Below are 18,992 nucleotides of genomic sequence, written 5' to 3'. Positions count from 1 at the left end.
GGCCCCAGCCGCTTCGGCTGGGGCCCGTTGCCGTCGTGGCGAGGGCGCGCCGTTCCGCTCCGGGCCGATGCCGGCGCATCCGGGCCCGGCTGCGTCCAGTCCTGGTGCGCTCAGCCCAGGTGCGTCCAGCCTGGGTTTGTCCAGCCCGGGTCTGTCGAGCCCGGGTTTGTCGAGTCCGGGTTTGTCGAGTCCGTTTTCGTCCGGCCTCGGTTGCCGCCGCCGTCAGCATGTCTCCCACAGCTGCTCCAGCCCGGCCACATAAGCGCGGCGCAGCCAGGCGGCGAGGAGTACGGCCGTCAGCGGGCTGTCGTCGGCGAGTGCTCTGAGGGTGTCGATGTCCCAGGGGGTCAGTCGGCCCACGAGGGTGGCCGCGTCGAAGGCGTCGGCGAGAGCCTCGAGTGCCTGTCGCGGGGACACCTCGTCCTCTCCCAGCGCTCCGTCGGCCTCTGCCGCCCGTGCGGCGCGCTCGGCCTGCGCGTCGGCGGTCCGCCGGTGGGCCGCTATCGCCAGCTCGGTCTGCACCCGCCGGTCCATGCGGGGGCTGTACCGGGTTCCGGTGGGGCGGTCGAGCAGGAGCCGACCGATGCGCGCCCATTCGGACTTCTCGACAGCCCCGGCACCGTCGCGTCGTGCTCCGTGGAGGGCACGTAACGCCTGGGGCAGCGTCATGCCCTGTGCACGACGGCGCACGGTCTCGCGTCGGAAGTGGTCCTGATCGTCAGTGTCGGTTCCAGAGCTGGTGGTGCGCATGCACGTCATGACTCCTCGGTCTTTGCTGGATGGGAATGAGAGCGGCGCGCTGCCGGGCATCGGCCGGAGCGGTGGGGTCGGAGCAGAACCTCCAAGACGTGACGGGCGTCGCGGCGCCGCTGCGGGGTGCGTGCCGCAATGGCCGTCAGGGCCGCGAGGGCGATGCTGCCGGCGTAGATCACGGCGGCGACCGCGCCGCCGGAGACCGCGGCGGTGAGGGAGGTGACGATGTTCACGTTCGGCTCCGCGGAGGCTGCTGGTTCTCAGGGGTTTCGGTTCCCGGCGAACTCGGCCAGTGTCTGCGCGAGCTCCCGGTCGGGCGGCGCGGCGATGCCCTCGTCGCAGCCCTCACGTTCCGACGCGTCGATGAGTCGCTGGAGTGAGGCCCGCAGATCGGGGCCAGGGCGGCGTGTCCTGGTGGTGAGCAGGCCGCGACTGCCGGCGCAACTGTCCAGCAACTGGGGGAAGTTCTCCAGATGCGCCGGGCTCTGCTCGGTGGTGTCGAGGCGCGGCAGCGCCTGCTCGTACCAGATCTGCGCCTGGTGCAGATCGCGGCTTCCGAGGTGCAGAAGATAGAGGCAGTAGGCCGAAGTGCGGTCCTGTGCGCCGGCGGCGAACTTCCACCAGAACGCCGCGCTCACAGGATGCCCTGCCTGGTGCAGCAGGCAGGCGAAGACACGGGCCCCGACCACGACCACCGGTGCGTACTCCGCCTCGGCATCATGGGGCCCGCCGTACGGCGCGGTCGAGGTCGGGGCCAGGCTTACCTCGATCTGAGCCAACTTGTCGAGGCCGAGCTGCTCGGTGTCTGCGAACTCCGCGGTGGGCGCGGTCTCGGCCCAACGGCGCACCGCGTCCGCCGCGCCGGGTTGGTGCAGAACCCACTGGGACAGCGAATCCAGCTTGACCGGGGCCTTCGAGACGGCATCCCACCAGGGAGCGGGTTGGTAGGAGCCGCTCCGGAAACCGGCCAGGTCCTGAGCCAGGCTCCGCAGCACGTCGCCGGCATCGGGGCTGCGGTCTCTGGCCGTGAAGCGCTTGGCCGTGACGGCCAGCAGCATGTCGAGTTCCTCGCCGGTCATACGCTCTCCCCCTTGCGTCGTCCTTTGGTCAGCGACTCCTTCAACGCGGCCGTGGCCTCACGGTGGTGGCGGTCCACGGTGCTGATGGTGCGGCCGAGGAGCCAGGCGATCTCCTCGCGCGAGCGGTCCATGAAGTGCTTGAGGATGATCACGTCGAACTGGCGCGGCGGCAGCTGTGCCACCGCCCGGAGCACCGGTCCCTCCTCGGCGGCGAGCTCGTGCCGGGCGGAGACCATGGCGTGGCCGAACGCCATCTTCCACATGAAGCTCGGGCTGCCGTCCGGGCGCCGCTTCTCGTAGGTCACCCCAGCCTGAAGCACCTCCCAGGCGTTCCGGCCGACTGCGGGGTCGTCTTCGAAGTCGTGCCACCATGCGGCGATGTAGAGCAGGACGTCGTGGCACACCCGGCTGGCCCGATCCGGGCAGCCGAGCATGAACGCCGCGTATTCGTGCCAGGCGTCGAGGTGTGCCAGGACGAAGAGCTCGAAACCGATCGGCAGCTCGGCCGGTTGGGCCAGCCAGGGCGGCTGGTCGGGATCGGTCCATGCGTCGGGCCCCGGCCCGGTGGAGAAGAAGACCTCCTTCATGCTGCCGCCCTCCGATGCCTCGGGCAGCCCGGGCGTCTCGGTCCGGAGGGAGCACAGGTGTCGTTCAACTTGCCTCACTTCAACACGGACATGCTCGACCGTCACCCGGCCGGTGCGAGCACTTCGCCCGCACGGGACAAGCCAAGCGGAGTGAAGCGGTCAAACACGCACACCAAGGGAGCAAATCCGTGCGCACAGAACGGAGTTCGTCACTCACAGCAAACTGGCACGCCGCGCCACGCTGCATCCCTGGGACAAAGCGGCAGCTTCCGCCTCGTGTGGGTGGCACCTCGGAGACCGTGCAGTGCCACTCTGTGTCGTCACGTATTGTGATCGATGTTGCGCACATCACATGAGTGTTCGTCAGGATTACTGCGAGGATTCGCTTTTCCGTGACGCGGGCAGACTATGGTGCTCCCCGCTACCCAGGGGTAGCTTCCGGGTATGACGAACCCACCCCCGCAGCCGATCCCCCTGGACCAGCTTCACTTCGCCATGCCGCCGACCTTCGAGAGCGTCGAGGAGGAGCGTGCGCACCGCAAGGCCCGGCTCGTCACGGCGCTGCGGCTCTTCGGCAAGTTCGGATTCGAGGAGGGCGTCGCCGGCCACATCACCGCGCGCGACCCCGAATGGACCGACCACTTCTGGGTCAACCCCTTCGGCATGTCCTTCAAGGTGATCAAGCAGAGCGATCTGCTCCTGGTCAACCACGACGGCCGTGTCGTCCACGGTCGACACCACGTCAACCAGGCGGCCTTCGCGATCCACTCGGAGGTGCACGCCGCCCGCCCGGACGTCGTCGCGGCGGCTCACAGCCACTCCACCCACGGGCGCGCCTTCTCCGCCCTCGGGCAGCTGCTGGACCCGGTCACCCAGGACGTGTGCGCCTTCTACCAGGACCACGCCCTGTTCGACGACTACACCGGAGTCGTCCTCGACCGCGAGGAGGGCCGCCGCATCGGCGCCGCCCTCGGTCCGCACAAGGCCGTCATCCTGCGCAACCACGGCCTGCTCACGGTCGGCACCAGCGTCGACGCGGCCGCCTGGTGGTTCATCACCATGGAGCGGTCCTGCCAGGTCCAGCTCCTGGCGCAGGCGGCGGGCAAGCTCGTGCCGATCGAGCACGAGAGCGCGCTGCTCACGCGGGACCAGATCGGCAGTGACCTGGCCGGCTGGGTCAACTACCAGCCGCTCACCACTGGCCACGTGGATGCGTTGACCGGCGCCTTCGACGAGGACCGACCCGACGAGGACTGACCCGACGGGGACCGCCCGACGAGGACCGACCCCGCCCGCACGGTTCGCCGGCCGTCGGCGTACCGTTCCGGCGTGTCCGGAACGGCGCGCCGCGGTGAACCCGATCAGGTCCTGCGGCGTAGAGACCCGGGACCGAGAAGAGCGGGTTGAGGAAGGCCGGGAGCAACAGCATGGGTGGAACGCTGACGCGGGAGCGTCTGAAGGCACGGGGCACCACATACGCGCTACTGCCCCTACGGGTCTTCCTGGGGGTGACGTTCATCTACGCCGGCCTCTACAAGTTCACCGACCCGCACTACCTCGGCGGCCTGTCCGACCCGACCTCCTTCGCAGCCATGACCCAAGGCCTGAAGTCATCGAGCCCCATCGGCCCGCTGCTGGGCATAGCCCTGAAGGCGCCGTCTTCGTTCGCGGTCGCCTTCGCGGTCGGTGAGCTGGCGGTCGGCCTCGGCACCCTGTTCGGCCTGCTGGGCCGAGTGGCCGCCGTGGGCGGCGCGTTGCTGAGCCTGAGCCTGTTCCTCACCGTCAGCTGGCAGGTTTACCCGTATTTCCTGGGCAACGACCTGATCTACCTGATGGCCTGGTTGCCCCTCATCCTCGCGGGCACGTCCTACCTGTCGTTCGACTCCTGGCTCGCGTCGCGTCGCGGTCGGCCGGAGTAGACCGCGGCGAGCAGGCCGGCCACCACCAGACCGGCCGCCCCCAGGGGGAGGACCAGCCGGCTGTCGAGCCGGAGGATCCCCGACGCCTGAAGCAGGTAGAGCACGGCGACGACCAGGAAGACGACCCCACCGAGCACCGGGAACAGCTGGATCCGGCGCGGACCGGACGGCGAGGTCATGGGACCACCTCCAACTGCCCGACGCCGATCTGGAGGTCGAGCTGGATGGTGCCGTGGGCGGCGGCCCCGGCCTGGTTCAGGTCGATGGTGCGAGAGTCCGCGACCCCGGAGATCCGGGAGCCGTCGGGGAGTCGCAGCGCGCCCGCGCCCGTCTGGGCGTTGATCTTGACCTCGGGGCCGTCCGCCCCGTCGCCTGGTAGCAGGACCTGCAGTGTTCCTGCTCCGAGGCTGACGTGGGAGGAGACCGTCTGGCCCGCGGTGGGCCGGACCTGGGTGAGGTCCAGGGTGGCGTCCCCGAAGCGCAGTGAGTATCCGGTCTGGAGCTGTGTGGCCGAGACCGGGGCCCACGCCGTGTGGGACCAGTGCTGCCACGGGGCGGCACCGACGGTGACCGTGGCCAGGGAGAGAAGCAGTGCCACCACGGTCAGGCCGATCGCCCGGCGGCGCAGGAACCCGCTGACCACCAGGCCGAGCGCCATCACCACAAGGGCCGAGGCCAGCACGGCCAGGGCGTTCACCTCGTGGTGGGCCGCGCCCACGCCGTAGACGACGGCGGCCGTGCCCGCCGCGAGGAGCAGAGTGAGCAGACCCCACGGGCCGCGGACCCGGCGCGGGCCGGCGGGCGGCGTCTCGGTTCGGGGGTCGGTCGGCGGCAGCAGCCCCGACGACCCGGGGTAGGCCCAGGCCGAAGCGCCCGATGTGTCCGCCGTTCTCGCGGTCGAGGCTTCGGGGGAGGCACCCCAGAGCGGGCTGTCGGTCAGGGGTGTGTCCGTCAGCGGTCCCTCGGCGAACCCGGTTCGTTCGCTCGGTGAGGGGTGGTCCGCCGGGACCGTGCCCGTGGGCAGCGGGTCCGTGGACAGCCAGCCGGGAACCTCGTCGGCCGGGACCGCCGGTTCGGCGGTCTTCAGCAGCGGGTCGGACCGCTGCCACCAGTTCGGTGCCGCCGGGGGCGGCTCGGGCGCGACCGGCGGCTCCGGTTCGCGCGGCGGCAGCTGGTGCCGCTTGGGGTCGTAGCGCAGGGCCGCGAAGGCCAGCGCCGCGATGAGCAGCAGCGGGAACACATGGTCCTTGGCGCCCATGTAGGAGAAGAAGATCCCGGTGCCGAGCACGGTGACCAGCACCGCACCGAGCGACTGTCCGTCGACCCGCCCCGACATCAGGCGCTGCAGCTCGTTCTTGCCCGTGCCCTCCATCGGGATCATCAACCAGGCCACGCCGTAGATGAAGAGCCCGACGCCGCCCCAGAGACAGAGCACGGCGATGACGACGCGGAACACCAGCGGGTCGATGTTCAGCCGGCGGCCGAGCCCGCCGCAGACACCCGTCACCACCCGGTGGCTGGCGCTGCGCTCGAGCGGCGGGCGGGAGCGCTCGGGCTCCTGACCGCCGTCGGGAGCGAAGTCGCCCTCCGGCTGCGGGGGTGTGCTGGTGGTCGCGTCCATGCCCTCATCCTGCAGGCCGTCGGCGGCTGTGCCCATCCGGCATCTCCCTGGTCGAACCCTGACTTCCACCCTGACACAGGTCCGCCACCGAACCAGGGCGACCTCCGGGGTCGACCCTGATGCTTTTCGCATGCGCGCCGTGTGACGATCGACCCGTGGCAACCAGTGACCTCCACCCCGACCGCCCGGACCAGCGGACCGACCTGGCCGCTCCGTCCGTGGCGCCGGTCCGCAAGCTGTACCGCCGTCCCGAGGGGCGTGTGGTCGGCGGCGTGGCCAGCGGTCTCGCCGCGCATCTGGGCATTCCGGTGCTCTGGGTGCGGGCCGCCTTCGTCGTGCTGACGTTGGGTCAGGGGCTGGGGCTGGTGCTGTACGCCGCCTTCTGGTTCGTGGTGCCCATGGGCCGGGCCGGAGGGGTCGGCGTGGCCGGACGGCCCGCAGGGGCTGCCGAGGCCGCCTCGGGCGGTCGGCGGCCGGGGGCGCTGCGGCGAGCCAGGACCGGACTGCAGCAGCTCTTCCGGGGGGATCCCGCCGAGGGCGGGCCCGACGGCGCCGGGGGCAGGGCCGTGCGGGACCGCGGTCGGCTGCTGGTGCTGGTCGCCGTGCTGGCGGGCGTCCTGGTGCTGATCAACGTCCTGACCGCGGGCCAGGACGACCCGTACTTCTGGCCGGTGCTCATCTCCGGGGCAGGGGTGGCCCTGGTCTGGCGGCAGGTGGACGACTCCCGCTGGGCCCGCTGGTTCTCGCTCGACGAGAGCAGCCGCGGGGCGGTCACGCTGCGGCTGGGCGCGGGCGTGGTGCTGGTCGCCGGCGGGGTGATCAGCTTCCTGGTGGTCTCCGGCTCCCTGGCGGAGTTCGGCAAGGTCATGCAGGCCGTCCTGGTGGTTCTGGCCGGGGTGCTGCTGCTGGCAGGCCCCTACCTGCTGCGGATGTGGCAGGACCTGACCGCGGAGCGCCGCGAGCGCATCCGGGCCCAGGAGCGGGCCGAGGTCGCCGCCCACATCCACGACTCGGTGCTGCACACGCTCACGCTCATCCTCCGCCACGCGGACGACTCCAAGGAGGTCGCCCGCCTGGCGCGGGCCCAGGAGCGGGATCTGCGCCAGTGGCTCTACCGGTCCGGTGAGCCCAAGGACGAGGGGACCCCGGAGACGCTCGCCGAGTCCATCCGCAAGGTGGCGGCGGAGGTCGAGGACCACCACGGGGTGCCGGTCGAGGTGATCTGCGTCGGGGACACCCCCATGGACGAGAAGCTCGGCGCCCAGCTCCAGGCCGCCCGGGAGGCCATGGTCAACGCCGCCAAGTACGGTGGCGGGGAGCCCGTCTCCGTCTACGCGGAGGTCGAGGGCAGTACGGTGTGGGTGTTCGTCCGCGACCGCGGGCCCGGCTTCGATCTGGACGCGGTCCCGGAGGATCGGATGGGCGTGCGCGGCTCGATCATCGGGCGGATGCAGCGCAACGGCGGGCACGCCCGCGTCCGGCCGGCCCCCGCGGGCGGCACCGAGGTCGAGCTGGAGATGGAGAGGGCGAGCGGATGAGCGGCGCGAACATGGACCGACCCACGGCCCGGGTGGTCCTCGTCGACGACCACCGGATGTTCCGCACGGGCGTCCGCGCGGAGATCGGCCAGACCGAGCGGACGAATGTGGACGTCGTGGGCGAGGCGGCCGACGTCGAGCAGGCCGTCTCCGTCGTCACGTCCACCATGCCGGACGTCGTCCTGCTCGACGTGCACCTGCCCGGTGGCGGCGGCGTCGAGGTGCTGCGGCGCTGCGCCTCGCTGGAGGGCGTCAAGTTCCTGGCGTTGTCGGTCTCCGACGCGGCCGAGGACGTGATCGGGGTCATCCGCGGCGGAGCCCGGGGCTACGTCACCAAGACCATCACCGGCACCGACCTGGTCGACGCGATCTTCCGGGTCCGGGACGGGGACGCGGTCTTCTCGCCCCGGCTGGCCGGGTTCGTCCTCGACGCCTTCGCCGCCACGGACACCCCGCCGGTGGACGAGGACCTCGACCGCCTCACCCAGCGCGAGCGGGAGGTGCTGCGCCTGATCGCCCGCGGCTACGCCTACAAGGAGATCGGCAAGCAGCTGTTCATCTCCGTCAAGACCGTCGAGAGCCATGTCTCCGCGGTCCTGCGCAAGCTCCAGCTCAGCAACCGCCACGAGCTGACCCGCTGGGCGACGGCCCGCCGGTTGGTCTAGCCCCGGTCGGTTGGTCCAGTGCCTGTCCCGCAGCCCAGGCCGGCCAGAAACGGCTCGGTGCTCAGCCGAGGTCGAGTCGGAGGGTCGGGCCGACGCGGGCCGTTCCGCCGACCCAAACCTGGGGCGAGCCGTCGGCGAGGGTGGCCACGGTGGCCGTGATCGTCGCCGGACTGTCCACGGAGTCGCCCATGTCGACAGCCAGCCTGCCAGGACGGGAGGCTGTGGCTTCGAGGCCGCCGCTCGCGTGCAGGGCGGTCGCCAGGCAGGCGGTGCTGTTGGCGTTGGCGATGTCCTCGGGGACTCCGATGGCGGGGGCGAACATCCGAGCCGCCAGCCGCCCTCGCGGAGTCGCGGGGCCGGCGTAGACATAGCAGCCGAGCAGGTCGAGCTCCCGGCAGGCGTCATCCAGAGCCGGCAGGTCAGGGGCCAGTTGGCGCAGCGCGGCGGCGCTCGGCGCCCGCACCAGCAGGCGTGGTCGACCGAGTGTGGCGATCGCGGCGGCCCGGACCAGAGGCAGGCCGAGGGCGGGCAGCAGCAGGCTCAGCTCGTCGGTGGCGGGCTCACGCAGTGTCACTGGTGCGACGGCGAACTCCGCTGTCAGCAGACCTCTCTGGCGTGCTGTCAGCCCCTCGACGGGTTGCCCGGTGGCGGTGGACCGCAGCGTCGTCCGCTGTTGCTCGTCGACGGCGTGCATGCCGGCGTGCTCGGCCAGGTAGGCGAGTGCCGCCACGGTGCCGTGGCCGCACGCGGGCAACTCGCCCTCAGCGGTGAAGAAACGCACCGCGGTCTCGCCGTCGCCGGTACCGGTGTCGACAAAGACCGCATGAGAGGTGCGGGCCAGTGCCGGGATCCGGCGGCGTGCCGCATCGTCGAGGGCGTCGCACTCGGCGACGACCGCGGTCGGGCTCCCGCCGCTCCCGTCGCGCAGACACGCGTGAACGACCGTGACGGGAACCGGGGCGGCCCGGTCGCTGCGATGCCGGGGGAGTGAGGTCATGCCGCCGACCATAGGCTCTGGTCCGGCTGTGATGGCGCATCGGAAGGTGCGCGCGCAGGACCGGAGGAGCGAGCAGGGGGTGGGGGAGCGTGCGCGGAAGGATCGTGAGCTGCCGCGCGCCCGCCTATCCGCCGCCGAGGTACTCCGGCGGGACGCGCTGTGTCAGCCAGACGCCGTTGGCGCTGACCTGGAACACGAAGCCGGCCGCCGCCATCCCCGCCGCGTCGACGGTGAAGACCACCGGACGTCCGCGTCGGCTGCCGACCCGTTCCGCGGTCTCCCGGTCCGGGGAGAGGTGCACGGCGTGGCGCCGCATCGGGCGCAGACCCACGCGCCAGATCTCGGCCACAACGGCCGGGTGGGTGCCGTGGAACAGCACGGCCGGCGGTGCTGCCTCCTCGTAGCCGAGGTCCACCGGCACGGTGTGCCCCTGGTTGGCGCGGATGCGACGGCCGTCCGCGCTGAAGGCGAAGCGCCGCTTGTCGTTCTCGGCGACGACCCGTTCGAGCTCGGTCCTGGTGATCCGACGGCCGTGCGCCGCCGCGGCCGCGAGCAGCTCGGCCACACCGACCCAGCCGGCCTCGTCCAGGCTGAGCCCGATCAGCGCCGGGTCGTGCCGCAGCACCCGGGAGAGGAACTTGGACGTTCGGACCATCCTTCGGGTGTCGTCTGTTCTGTTGTCTTCCATACCGCGACGGTAGGGGCAGCTGACGCGGATGTCGTGCGACTTTCGGCGCCGATCTCCGAGCCCGCAGGGGACCCGTGCGGACACGGGCGCCGGTGCGGCAGGGGAAAATGGTGCCTGTGATGCGCATCTGCTTCGTCTGCACCGGGAACATCTGCCGCTCGCCCATGGCCGAGCAGGTCATGCGGGAGCGCCTCGCCGAGGCGGGCCTGGAGGACCTGGTCGCGGTCGACAGTGCGGGGACCGGTTCCTGGCACGCGGGCGACCCCGCGGACGCGCGGGCGGTGCGGGTCCTGCGGGATGCCGGCTATGGCAGCGAGCACGTCGCGCGGCAGTTCCGCCCGGACTGGTTCCGCAGTCTCGACCTGGTGATCGCCCTCGACCAGGGGCACGAGCGGGCGCTGCGCCGGCTCGCCAGGACCCCCGAGGAGGCGGACAAGATCAGACTGCTGCGCTCCTTCGACAGTGACGCCCGCCGCGACGACCTCGACGTCCCGGACCCCTACTACGGTGACGAGTCCGGCTTCGAGGAGGTGCTGCGCCTCTGCGAGGCGGGGTGTGACGGGCTGCTCGCCGAGGTCAGGAGCCGGGTCGGGTGAAGCCGTCCCGGGGTGTCCGCGGGGCGTCCTAGACTCGTGGGTGATGAGCAGCCTCTTTGACGACATCCCCCTGCCCGGCCTGGATGTCCCCGCGCCCACCACGCCAGCCGAGGACGAGCCGCCCTACGAGGGCGGCGGCTTCGGTCCGGCGTTCGGCGACGCCTACGGGGAGGGCGGCGCATACGCAGAAGGCGGCGCCTACGAGGAGGAGATCCCCGACGGGCTCTTCCGCAGCTTCGACCCGGCGGAGCCGGTTCCGGCGTCGTACTACCGCAACGGCACGGCGCACCCCGTCATCGACGCGGAGACGCTGCTCGACGGGATGAATCCGCAACAGCGCGACGCCGTCGTGCACGCCGGGTCCCCGCTGCTCATCATCGCGGGCGCCGGATCCGGCAAGACCCGGGTGCTCACCCACCGCATCGCCTACCTGCTGGCCGCGCGCCGCGTCCAGCCTGGCGAAATCCTGGCGATCACCTTCACCAACAAGGCCGCCGGGGAGATGCGCGAGCGCGTCGAGGCACTGGTCGGTCCGCGCGCCAAGGCCATGTGGGTGTCCACCTTCCACAGCGCGTGCGTGCGCATCCTGCGCCGCGAGAGCAAGCGCCTCGGCTTCACCTCGAGCTTCTCGATCTACGACGCGGCCGACTCGCAGCGCCTGATGGCGCTGTGCTGCCGTGACCTGGACCTCGACCCGAAGCAGTTCCCGCCGAAGTCCTTCAGTGCCAAGGTCTCCAACCTCAAGAACGAGCTCATCGACGAGGAGACCTACGCCGCAAAGGCCGAGAACCCGATGGAGCGCAAGCTGGCCGAGGCCTACGCGCTCTACCAACGGCGTCTGCGCGAGGCCAACGCGCTGGACTTCGACGACATCATCATGACCACGGTCAACCTGCTCCAGGCCTTCCCGGACGCCGCCGAGCACTACCGCCGCAGGTTCCGGCACATCCTGGTCGACGAGTACCAGGACACCAACCACGCGCAGTACATGCTGGTGCGCGAGCTCACCGGCGGCGCCAGCGGCCAGGGCCCGAAGAAGACCGTCGACGGCGAGTTCGTGAACCCGGCGGAGGCGCAGCTCGCCGAGATCCCGCCCGCCGAGCTCTGCGTGGTCGGTGACGCGGACCAGTCGATCTACGCCTTCCGCGGCGCGACGATCCGCAACATCCTCGACTTCGAGGAGGACTACCCCAACGCGACCACGATCCTGCTGGAGCAGAACTACCGTTCCACGCAGACGATCCTCAGCGCGGCCAACTCCGTCATCGAGCGCAACAGCAACCGTCGCAAGAAGAACCTGTGGACGGCGGGCGCCGAGGGCGTCAAGATCGTCTCCTATGTCGCCGACGACGAGCACGGCGAGGCCCAGTTCGTCGCGGACGAGATAGACAAACTGAGCGACAAGGACGACGCCAAGCCGGGCGACGTCGCGGTGTTCTACCGCACCAACGCCCAGTCCCGTGTCTTCGAGGAAGTCTTCATCCGTGTCGGCCTGCCCTACAAGGTCGTCGGCGGGGTCCGCTTCTACGAGCGCAAGGAGGTCCGGGACGTCCTGGCCTACCTGCGGGTGCTGGCCAACCCGGAGGACGCGGTGCCGCTGCGCCGCATCCTCAACGTGCCCAAGCGAGGTATCGGCGAGCGTGCCGAGGCGATGATCGAGGCGCTGGCCGGCCGCGAGCGCATCTCCTTCCCGCAGGCCCTGCTGCGGGTTGACGAGGCGTACGGGATGGCCGCGCGCTCCGCCAACGCGGTGAAGAAGTTCAACGAGTTGATGGCCAGGCTGCGCGGCGTCGTCGAGGGCGGCGCCGGCCCGGCCGCCATCCTCGAGGCGGTGCTGGAGGAGACCGGCTACCTCGCCGAGCTCCAGGCCTCCACCGACCCGCAGGACGAGACCCGTGTCGAGAACCTGCAGGAACTCGCAGCCGTGGCGCTGGAGTTCGAGCAGGAGGAGCCTTTGGAGGGCCCCGACGGGGAACCGCTCCAGACCGGTCTGCCCGGTTTCCTGGAGCGGGTCGCGCTCGTCGCCGACTCCGACCAGATCCCGGACGAGGACGGCGAGGGGCGCGGCGTGATCACGCTGATGACCCTGCACACCGCCAAGGGCCTGGAGTTCCCGGTCGTCTTCCTGACCGGCATGGAGGACGGCGTCTTCCCGCACATGCGGGCGATGACCAACACCAAGGAGCTGGAGGAGGAGCGGCGTCTCGCGTACGTCGGCCTGACCCGCGCCCGCGAGCGGCTCTACCTCTCGCGTGCCGTCCTGCGCAGCGCCTGGGGCCAGCCGTCCTACAACCCCGCCTCCCGCTTCCTCGAGGAGATCCCGACGACGCTCGTCGACGAGCGCCGTACGGCCGCGGCAGCCGTTCCGGGCGGTTTCGGGAGCCGCTCCGGCGGTGGCTCGGGCTTCGGCGGCGGTTCCGGTTCGGGCGGCGGTTCAGGGGCCGGTCGACGCTCGTCCTCCCCGGCGGCGGGCTGGGGCAAGAGCGCGGGCCGGATGAAGGACCGCCCTGTGATCACGCTGGCGGTGGGCGACCGGGTCACCCACGACCGGTTCGGACTGGGCACCGTCGTCTCGGTCTCCGGCCCGGCGGACGACGCCAAGGCCACGATCGACTTCGGGGCCGATGGCACCAAGCAGCTGCTGCTGCGCTACGCGCCGGTCGAGAAGCTGTAGGAAACGAGGTTCGGCTGTCGGGTCGGGCCTGGACCCGCGCTCAGCGCGGATCCAGGCCCCGGGCCAGCAGCCAGGGCAACGGGTCGACGGCGGGTCCGCCGTCGGGGTGCACCTCGAAGTGCAGGTGGGGTCCGGTGGAGTTCCCCGTGTCGCCGGAGTACGCGATTATGTCGCCGACCTTCACCTGGCCGCTGCGCACCCGGTACGAGCTCAGATGGCAGTACCAGGTCACCGTGCCGTCCGGCGCCGTCAACTTGACCATGTACCCGTAGAAGGGGTTCCACTCCGTGGTCACCGTGCCGCCGGTCACGGCGTGGACGGGCGTGCCTTCGGGGACCGGGAAGTCGATCCCGGTGTGCAACTGCATCCAGTGCGTGCCGGCCTGCCCGAACAGGGCGCTGAGGCCTGTGTGGTAGGCGATCGGCAGGACGTAGCGGGGCGCCTCGGCCGCAGCCTTGCGGGCGGCCGCCTGCCGTAGCTGCAACGCCGTCCGCGCCTGGTCACGGGCGGCCCGCTGGGCGGCGTCGCGGGCCTCGGAAGCGGCCAGCGCCTGCGCCTTGGCCTGGGTGGCTGCCGTCGAGGAGGACGCGGTCGCGTCAGTGTGGTGCGAGCGCAACGGCCCCATGGTCGCGGCGGCGGCCCCGGCGACACCGAGCACGGCGAGGGACGGCACCGCGATGGTGAGCACGGCCGAACGGCGGCGCACGCCGCGTCGCCGGGAGGCCTGCGCGACCTCGCAGCGGTCGGCGTCGTCGGCCCCGAGCCCTCCTCGGCCGCCGGCGACGGCATCGGTGTCGTCGCCGACGTCGGGGTCCGGGCCGTCGTCGGCCGGCCCGACCCGTTCGTGTGCTTCGCATCCCGCGTCGACGCCGTCAGAGCCGTCCCAGGGCTGGGGGGCGATCCCGGCGGCGTACGACCCGTCGGTCTCGGTGTCGTAGACGCTGTAGTCGGGGTAGGCGCCATGGTTCGCGTAGCCCGGGGACTCCGGGTACGCCGCGTAGCCGTGGTGTGCGGCGTAGCCCTGGTGGGCTTGGTGCGCGGCGTGCCCCGGGTATCCGCCGTACTCGGCGACGAGAGTGGGTTCGTGCTGCGCCTGGTAGTAGTCCGGCCAGCCGTATCCGGCGGCTGGCTGGGTCGCGGTGGCCGTGTGGCCTCCGCCGTACGGTTCCCCGTAGCCGTACGGCGCGGCGTATCCGTGCTGCTGCACATAGCCGTACTGCTGGTGGGTCGCGTACGGATCCCCGTAGGTCTCGTACGTGTCGTACGGCGCGTACGGCTGGTGGCTGGAGTCGGGGTGAACCAGTGTCTGCTGGCCGTACCAACTGGGGTCAGCGGTCACGGGATCCTAACCACCTCGACAGCGGGGAAAGTGACCGTGACTGTATCCCCAGAGGCGGAGGAGAAACAAGGGATCGGGCCTTTTGTCGCCCGCCTGGCAATTGGCCCGATCAAGCGATCTGACTATTGGTCATATGGCCGGTTTCGAAGGGATCTTGGGATTGTCGGAGCCATTCGCGAATCCGTGCGAGCACCTCGCCGTGGATCGGAAGAGAGAGGTGACCGGCATTCCGGATGAGGACGTTTTCCGCTCGCAGGTCCCGGTGGTGCAGTGTGGCGCTGTGCGGCGGCAGGATCAGCGGGTCCAGATCACCCCAGAAGCAGAGGAAACACGTGCGACAGCCCGGAGCGGGCTGCGCCAGCTCGGCGAGCACCTCGCTGTCCCGGCGTAGCTGCCGGACGATCGGAAGCGGCTGCAGCAGCCGGGCCGTCTCCGTGCCGTGGTGCGGCGTGGCCAGCGTGATCACACGCGGGACCAGTGCGTCCCCGCCGAGTCGCTGCACGTAGTAGCGGGCGATCAGACCGCCGAGGCTGTGACCGATGATCGTCACCGGTTCGTCGCCGTAGACCCGGCGCAGCCTCTCGACGTGCCGCCCGAGCAGGGTCGCCGCGCGCGGAACGTCGAGGCTGAAGGGGCTGTAGTTCAGTGCATGGACGTGGTCCCAGCCGTGGATGTGCAGGTTGTGGCGCAGCACGGTGAACACGGCCCGGTTGTCGAACAGTCCGTGCACCAGCAGGACCGGGCTGTGCCCGGAGTCCGACGGGTGCGCGCAGGGCAGGCGCCCCGGCGGGGGGTGTCGCTCGGGCGTGAAGCCTCCCGGGTACAGCAACAGGTGGCCGGTGAGAGCGGCGCCCTCCAGGCCGACGCCGCGAGCGAGCGCGGCGGCACGACAGAACGGGATGCTCACGGCTCCGACCTCCCCGTGGGTACGGCTCAGAGGAGGCACGGCAGGGACGCGGCCGGGCGGGCGTACGCGCGCGACGGCGCGGCACGCCGACGGGCGCGTGGCGGCTTGCGACTCCCCGCTGCGCGCCCCGGAGTGTCCGGGGAAAGCCCGAGCCGAGGTAGGAGTGGACGACCTCGAGGCCGGACGCGGGTCCATCCCACGCGCAGTGAACGGCGGACGAACTGGCTCGACGAACAGACGGCGAACGGACAGGCGAACGTGCGGAGGACAGGCGACGAACGGGTGGGTGAACGCACGAATCGATGTGATTCTCCCCTCGCTTGGGCCCGCGAAACGGCGTTGCGGCCCTGCTGGCGATAACGTTCCACCACCGGGTGGTAACGCCGGTTAACGCAGCAGCTGCAAGGACGCAGAAACGCAGGAGGCAGAAGATGGGCGTGTCCGGCCCGATCCGCGTTGTGGTGGCCAAGCCTGGGCTCGACGGTCACGACCGCGGGGCCAAGGTGATCGCGCGGGCCCTGCGCGACGCCGGCATGGAGGTCATCTACACCGGCCTGCACCAGACCCCGGAGCAGATCGTCGACACCGCTATCCAGGAGGACGCCGACGGCATCGGCCTGTCGATCCTCTCCGGCGCACACATGACCCTGTGCGCCAAGATCGTCGAGCTGCTGCGCGAGCGCGACGCGGCCGACATCGTCGTCTTCGGCGGCGGCATCATCCCCGACGACGACATCCCGCAGCTCAAGGCCCTCGGCGTGGCCGAGATCTTCACTCCTGGCGCCCCGACGCGCGAGGTGGTCAGCTGGGTCGAGTCGCACCTGCGCACCGGCGCAAGCGCCTGACCACCCCTCGACGGCGCGGCCTGGCCGGTTCGGCCCGGGGCGCGCCGACGGAAGTGCCGCAGACCGCTACGCCAGCTCGTCGAGCATCGCCGCGCGAGTACGCAGGGTGTCGGCGAGCCGGCTGAGCACCTCCGCCCAGGCGGAGGTCGCCCCCGCGGCCAGGGCGTCGATGCCCGGCGCCGCCGCGAACGGCAGGCAGCGTTCGGCGACGCCGAGCACCCCGCTGTGGCTCCACGGATAGGCGCCGGCACCGGCAGCGTTGGCCAGCGCGTCGAGCACCGCGCCGGAGAGGTCGTCCGGCCAAGGCGCGGGACAGGTGACCAGAAGCTGGAACGCCTCGGCCAGCCCGTGATCGGCCACGAACCGCGCTGTCCAAGACGCACGTTCGACGGCGGGCAGCACCGAGAGCAGCCTGGACGGTGCGCCGCCGGTCGCCGTCCGGGCGTGGGCCTCGCCCCTGCGCTCGGCCAGCAGCGCTCGAGCCCAGGCGGCGTCGTGCTGGCGAACGGCCGCTCGCGCCCACCCTTCGCGCATCTCGTCGGCCCACGCCGGAGAAACCGCCCGGGCCAGCACGGACTCCGGTGTGGCTGCGGCGATCGTCGCGGCTGCGGTGCTCTGCGGGTTCGGGGCACCCGATAGGGAGGCACGGGCTTCTGTGCTGCTCGGAGCGCCGGTCAGCTCGGACCAGAAGGCGAGTGGAGTCGCTGCGACGATCTCCCCGAGCCAGAAGGCCCGGTCGCCGCGTCCGGTCGGTGAGGTGGCGGCGATGCCGTCGCGTTGCATGTCCGCGTCGCAGGCCTGCGGCGGTGTGACGAGCAGACCGCCGTCTTCGTCGAAGGTGACTGCGCGGCGTGCTCGCTCGGCCATCCGCGCCGCGAGCGCGGATCCCGGAAGGGCGGAGAGCAACTCGGCGGCGGTGGACCGGACGTTCTTGGCCCGGTCGGCGAGAGCAGCCTCCAGGAACGGTTCGTCGTTCAGGCCGAGCCCTTCCTGCAGCGCGTCGAGGAAGAGCAGCCGATCCTCCGCCCGCTCGGTCGCCCAGGTCGACCGGAGCAGGGCGAGACCCGCTGCGGGGTCGCGTCGGCGGAGTCGGCTCAGGTGCGTGACCCGTTCGGCGAACAGGCCCTCCTGCCACACGCCGTTCGCGTCGTCCGCCGCCCCCTCGGTGTCCGCCTCGTCGACCTTCCCGACGACCGGGATGCGCAGCGCGTACCGCCACTCGGGATTCATGGCGGCGAGCCAGTGGCCGCGTGCGCCGGCGAGGGCCACCGCGTCCGCCCGCAGGTCGCTGCGTTGGCGCGCCGCGTCGAGCAGTGCCGGAAGAAGCTCCGGCGGAGCGGCGAAGCCGCGCCTGCGCGCAGTGGTCAGCCACTGCGGCAGCAGCTCACTGCTGTTCTCCGCGAGCAGTGTGGCGAGCCGCCGGACCGCGGGCGCGGGCAGCGGAGGGCGGCCCTCGTGCGGGGCGGGTGCGGGGATCTCCGGCGCGGGCGCAGGCCGCAGCCCGGCCCGCCGGGCCAGGGTCGCCGCGACGGCGCGGTCGAGCAGACCCGGACTCGCGCGCCGATTGGTGCCGAGCAGCGCATCCTCGACGAGGTCCGTCCAGGTCGTCTCAGCGGTCCTTGTCACAGCGATCCTTTCGAGGCGGCGGAGGGTTCGGGACGAACGGGAGGCAGGCCAGGGCCGCTGTGGCTCCTGGTGGGTGAGAGCTTCGGAGAAGGCAGGAGAACGGGGCCGGGCCCGACCGTTCCGAACCGGAGCACGACGCACACGTGCGGGGCGTGACCGGGGCCGAGGCGTTGCACGTCGGACTGTGACAGCCACCCCCACGGCCCGTGGCTGTCACAGAATCAGCGGCCCGTGCTCCGTCCAGCACGTGACGGCGTGAAAACCCCGGTGGCCGCACTCGCCGAAGACGGTGAGAGGGCGGCCCGTCGAAGCGGCCAGCAGCCGCCAGGGGGAGGGAGTGAAGAGGGGCACGGCCCCGGTGGCGTCGACGAGCTGCCAGCCGTGGTCCGTCGGAACCGGGGTGGCCTCGGCGATGACGGCGGGCCAGGCGTCCAGCCATGGGTCGGCGCCGAGGGCCGCCGCGTAGGAGCCGAGGGCGGCATCGATCGAGGTGCCCTCCGGGCCGGGCGTGACGGGGGCCGAGGGCCCGGCATGGCGGGCGCCGAGGGCGGCGCGCAGCGCCGGAGCGGCGGGGTGGAAGGCGAGCTCGGCGTCCAGCACCAGCCCGGTCGGCAGGGAGAGCTCCGGAGTCGTGCCGGGACGGCCGAAGGAGAGCAGCAGCGCGTCCCGGCCGGACCGGGTGCCCCGCAGCCAGAGGCGACGCGTCGTCAGGCGGTCGTCGGAGCTGTCGCGCGAGCCGAGGACCAACCAGTGATCGCGGACCAATGGACCGGTGCGGAGCACGTCGGCGTTGTCGACGGTGAAGCCGACGCGGGAGCGGATGGTCGCGGCCAGCGGTGCGGGCAGCGCGTCCTGGTGCTGATAGCCGGCGGCGAGCAGATGGAGCAGGGCGTACTCCTCCAGCAGCCGGGCGGGCCACTGCGCCCCGGACGCCGGGAGGGCGCCCAGATCCCGGGCGCGGGAGGCGAATCCGGGCGCCTGGGCGTCGACCATGCGCGCAGCGACGCCGTCCCAGAATGCGTAACCGCGGGACGGGGCCTCAGCGAGACCGTCGCGCAACTGGTCGGTGAGGCGTGCCAGCAGCTCGTCCGCACCGGCGGCGACCCGGGCCTCGCGCCGCCGACGCCTGGCCGCTGCCGCCGCCTCGTCGCGCGGGGC

At 71.7% G+C, this 18,992-nt stretch carries 19 protein-coding genes; 7 read left to right on the top strand and 12 right to left on the bottom strand.

Translation table 11 applies throughout. The annotated features are described in order from the left end of the window. Nucleotides 1–222: 222 nt before the first annotated feature. Genes TR49_RS19935 through TR49_RS19920 form a run of 4 tightly spaced genes read right to left on the bottom strand, consistent with a single transcriptional unit; the run spans nucleotide 223 to nucleotide 2,419 of the window. Nucleotides 223–750: a hypothetical protein gene (locus TR49_RS19935; protein ID WP_152627360.1), complete on the bottom strand. Its 528-nt coding sequence runs from the start codon at nucleotides 748–750 to the stop codon at nucleotides 223–225. Between the two features lie 5 nt (nucleotides 751–755). Continuing rightward, the gene (locus tag TR49_RS19930) at nucleotides 756–986 is read right to left on the bottom strand and encodes a hypothetical protein (protein ID WP_042383344.1); all 231 of its coding nucleotides are present in this window, start codon (nucleotides 984–986) and stop codon (nucleotides 756–758) included. Nucleotides 987–1,013: 27 nt separating this feature from the next. Continuing rightward, the gene (locus TR49_RS40150) at nucleotides 1,014–1,832 is read right to left on the bottom strand and encodes a hypothetical protein (protein ID WP_052434461.1); all 819 of its coding nucleotides are present in this window, start codon (nucleotides 1,830–1,832) and stop codon (nucleotides 1,014–1,016) included. Beyond that, nucleotides 1,829–2,419, bottom strand: a complete 591-nt coding sequence (locus tag TR49_RS19920) for an RNA polymerase sigma factor (RefSeq protein WP_042383343.1) — start codon at nucleotides 2,417–2,419, stop codon at nucleotides 1,829–1,831. The genes TR49_RS40150 and TR49_RS19920 overlap by 4 nt, the downstream gene beginning before the upstream one ends. 444 nt (nucleotides 2,420–2,863) lie before the next feature. On the opposite strand from TR49_RS19920, the gene TR49_RS19915 reads away from it, so the two are divergent. Beyond that, nucleotides 2,864–3,676 carry a class II aldolase/adducin family protein gene (locus TR49_RS19915; RefSeq protein ID WP_084725100.1) on the top strand — a complete coding sequence of 271 codons (813 nt, stop codon included), beginning with the start codon at nucleotides 2,864–2,866 and terminating at the stop codon, nucleotides 3,674–3,676. A gap of 170 nt (nucleotides 3,677–3,846) precedes the next feature. Next, nucleotides 3,847–4,338 (top strand): DoxX family membrane protein, encoded by a 492-nt coding sequence (locus TR49_RS19910; RefSeq protein ID WP_042383341.1) that lies wholly within the window; start codon nucleotides 3,847–3,849, stop codon nucleotides 4,336–4,338. Here TR49_RS19910 and TR49_RS19905 read toward each other — a convergent pair. Together TR49_RS19905 and TR49_RS19900 are read right to left on the bottom strand one after the other, a co-directional pair. Beyond that, nucleotides 4,287–4,517: a hypothetical protein gene (locus TR49_RS19905; RefSeq protein WP_042383340.1), complete on the bottom strand. Its 231-nt coding sequence runs from the start codon at nucleotides 4,515–4,517 to the stop codon at nucleotides 4,287–4,289. The two genes, TR49_RS19910 and TR49_RS19905, sit on opposite strands and share 52 nt — an antisense overlap. Further along, entirely contained in the window at nucleotides 4,514–5,995 is a 1,482-nt protein-coding gene (locus tag TR49_RS19900; RefSeq protein ID WP_042383339.1) for a PspC domain-containing protein, read from the bottom strand. Before TR49_RS19900 ends, TR49_RS19905 begins: the two co-directional genes overlap by 4 nt. A 167-nt stretch (nucleotides 5,996–6,162) precedes the next feature. Between TR49_RS19900 and TR49_RS19895 the strand changes: the two genes are divergently transcribed. Both TR49_RS19895 and TR49_RS19890 read left to right on the top strand, forming a co-directional pair. After that, nucleotides 6,163–7,497 (top strand): ATP-binding protein, encoded by a 1,335-nt coding sequence (locus TR49_RS19895; protein ID WP_042383402.1) that lies wholly within the window; start codon nucleotides 6,163–6,165, stop codon nucleotides 7,495–7,497. Then, nucleotides 7,494–8,162 (top strand): LuxR C-terminal-related transcriptional regulator, encoded by a 669-nt coding sequence (locus TR49_RS19890; protein WP_042365517.1) that lies wholly within the window; start codon nucleotides 7,494–7,496, stop codon nucleotides 8,160–8,162. Before TR49_RS19895 ends, TR49_RS19890 begins: the two co-directional genes overlap by 4 nt. A 61-nt stretch (nucleotides 8,163–8,223) precedes the next feature. On the opposite strand, the gene TR49_RS19885 is transcribed toward TR49_RS19890, so the two are convergent. Further along, a complete protein-coding gene (locus TR49_RS19885; protein ID WP_042383400.1) occupies nucleotides 8,224–9,159 on the bottom strand; it encodes a PhzF family phenazine biosynthesis protein in 936 nt (311 codons plus the stop codon). A gap of 124 nt (nucleotides 9,160–9,283) precedes the next feature. Continuing rightward, nucleotides 9,284–9,814, bottom strand: a complete 531-nt coding sequence (locus TR49_RS19880; protein WP_236653446.1) for an RNA 2'-phosphotransferase — start codon at nucleotides 9,812–9,814, stop codon at nucleotides 9,284–9,286. A 152-nt stretch (nucleotides 9,815–9,966) separates the two neighbouring features. Here TR49_RS19880 and TR49_RS19875 point away from each other — a divergent pair, with 152 nt between their 5' ends. Both TR49_RS19875 and pcrA read left to right on the top strand, forming a co-directional pair. Next, nucleotides 9,967–10,443, top strand: coding sequence for a low molecular weight protein-tyrosine-phosphatase (locus TR49_RS19875; protein WP_042383336.1), 477 nt, complete (start codon nucleotides 9,967–9,969; stop codon nucleotides 10,441–10,443). 43 nt (nucleotides 10,444–10,486) lie between these two features. After that, nucleotides 10,487–13,117, top strand: a complete 2,631-nt coding sequence (pcrA, locus tag TR49_RS19870; protein ID WP_042383335.1) for a DNA helicase PcrA — start codon at nucleotides 10,487–10,489, stop codon at nucleotides 13,115–13,117. A 40-nt stretch (nucleotides 13,118–13,157) separates the two neighbouring features. Here pcrA and TR49_RS42950 read toward each other — a convergent pair whose 3' ends face one another. Together TR49_RS42950 and TR49_RS46440 are read right to left on the bottom strand one after the other, a co-directional pair. Next, nucleotides 13,158–14,456: a M23 family metallopeptidase gene (locus TR49_RS42950; RefSeq protein WP_052434460.1), complete on the bottom strand. Its 1,299-nt coding sequence runs from the start codon at nucleotides 14,454–14,456 to the stop codon at nucleotides 13,158–13,160. A gap of 109 nt (nucleotides 14,457–14,565) precedes the next feature. Beyond that, nucleotides 14,566–15,558, bottom strand: coding sequence for an alpha/beta fold hydrolase (locus TR49_RS46440; protein ID WP_084725094.1), 993 nt, complete (start codon nucleotides 15,556–15,558; stop codon nucleotides 14,566–14,568). 236 nt (nucleotides 15,559–15,794) lie between these two features. Here TR49_RS46440 and icmB point away from each other — a divergent pair, with 236 nt between their 5' ends. Continuing rightward, a complete protein-coding gene (gene icmB / locus TR49_RS19855; protein ID WP_042383334.1) occupies nucleotides 15,795–16,208 on the top strand; it encodes a coenzyme B12-dependent isobutyryl CoA mutase small subunit in 414 nt (137 codons plus the stop codon). 66 nt (nucleotides 16,209–16,274) lie between these two features. Here icmB and TR49_RS19850 read toward each other — a convergent pair whose 3' ends face one another. Both TR49_RS19850 and TR49_RS41615 read right to left on the bottom strand, forming a co-directional pair. Continuing rightward, nucleotides 16,275–17,834 carry a DUF5691 domain-containing protein gene (locus TR49_RS19850; RefSeq protein WP_042383333.1) on the bottom strand — a complete coding sequence of 520 codons (1,560 nt, stop codon included), beginning with the start codon at nucleotides 17,832–17,834 and terminating at the stop codon, nucleotides 16,275–16,277. 213 nt (nucleotides 17,835–18,047) lie between these two features. Continuing rightward, a partial coding sequence (locus tag TR49_RS41615) for an SWIM zinc finger family protein (protein ID WP_042383396.1) occupies nucleotides 18,048–18,992 on the bottom strand: 945 nt, incomplete at its 5' end.

Origin of the sequence: Streptacidiphilus melanogenes (genome assembly GCF_000787835.1) — a bacterium.
Lineage (GTDB): Bacteria > Actinomycetota > Actinomycetes > Streptomycetales > Streptomycetaceae > Streptacidiphilus > Streptacidiphilus melanogenes.
Note: the sequence above shows the minus strand (reverse complement) of the source record. Positions and strands in the feature narration are given on the sequence as shown.

Bases quoted from the DNA above. Each gene is read 5' to 3' on its own strand.
- TR49_RS19935 (WP_152627360.1), bottom strand. From the start codon at position 750: ATGCGCACCACCAGCTCTGGAACCGACACTGACGATCAGGACCACTTC.
- TR49_RS40150 (WP_052434461.1), bottom strand. From the start codon at position 1,832: ATGACCGGCGAGGAACTCGACATGCTGCTGGCCGTCACGGCCAAGCGC.
- TR49_RS19920 (WP_042383343.1), bottom strand. From the start codon at position 2,419: ATGAAGGAGGTCTTCTTCTCCACCGGGCCGGGGCCCGACGCATGGACC.
- TR49_RS19915 (WP_084725100.1), top strand. From the start codon at position 2,864: ATGACGAACCCACCCCCGCAGCCGATCCCCCTGGACCAGCTTCACTTC.
- TR49_RS19910 (WP_042383341.1), top strand. From the start codon at position 3,847: ATGGGTGGAACGCTGACGCGGGAGCGTCTGAAGGCACGGGGCACCACA.
- TR49_RS19905 (WP_042383340.1), bottom strand. From the start codon at position 4,517: ATGACCTCGCCGTCCGGTCCGCGCCGGATCCAGCTGTTCCCGGTGCTC.
- TR49_RS19900 (WP_042383339.1), bottom strand. From the start codon at position 5,995: ATGGGCACAGCCGCCGACGGCCTGCAGGATGAGGGCATGGACGCGACC.
- TR49_RS19890 (WP_042365517.1), top strand. From the start codon at position 7,494: ATGAGCGGCGCGAACATGGACCGACCCACGGCCCGGGTGGTCCTCGTC.
- TR49_RS19885 (WP_042383400.1), bottom strand. From the start codon at position 9,159: ATGACCTCACTCCCCCGGCATCGCAGCGACCGGGCCGCCCCGGTTCCC.
- TR49_RS19880 (WP_236653446.1), bottom strand. From the start codon at position 9,814: ATGGTCCGAACGTCCAAGTTCCTCTCCCGGGTGCTGCGGCACGACCCG.
- TR49_RS19875 (WP_042383336.1), top strand. From the start codon at position 9,967: ATGCGCATCTGCTTCGTCTGCACCGGGAACATCTGCCGCTCGCCCATG.
- pcrA (WP_042383335.1), top strand. From the start codon at position 10,487: ATGAGCAGCCTCTTTGACGACATCCCCCTGCCCGGCCTGGATGTCCCC.
- TR49_RS46440 (WP_084725094.1), bottom strand. From the start codon at position 15,558: ATGGACCCGCGTCCGGCCTCGAGGTCGTCCACTCCTACCTCGGCTCGG.
- icmB (WP_042383334.1), top strand. From the start codon at position 15,795: ATGGGCGTGTCCGGCCCGATCCGCGTTGTGGTGGCCAAGCCTGGGCTC.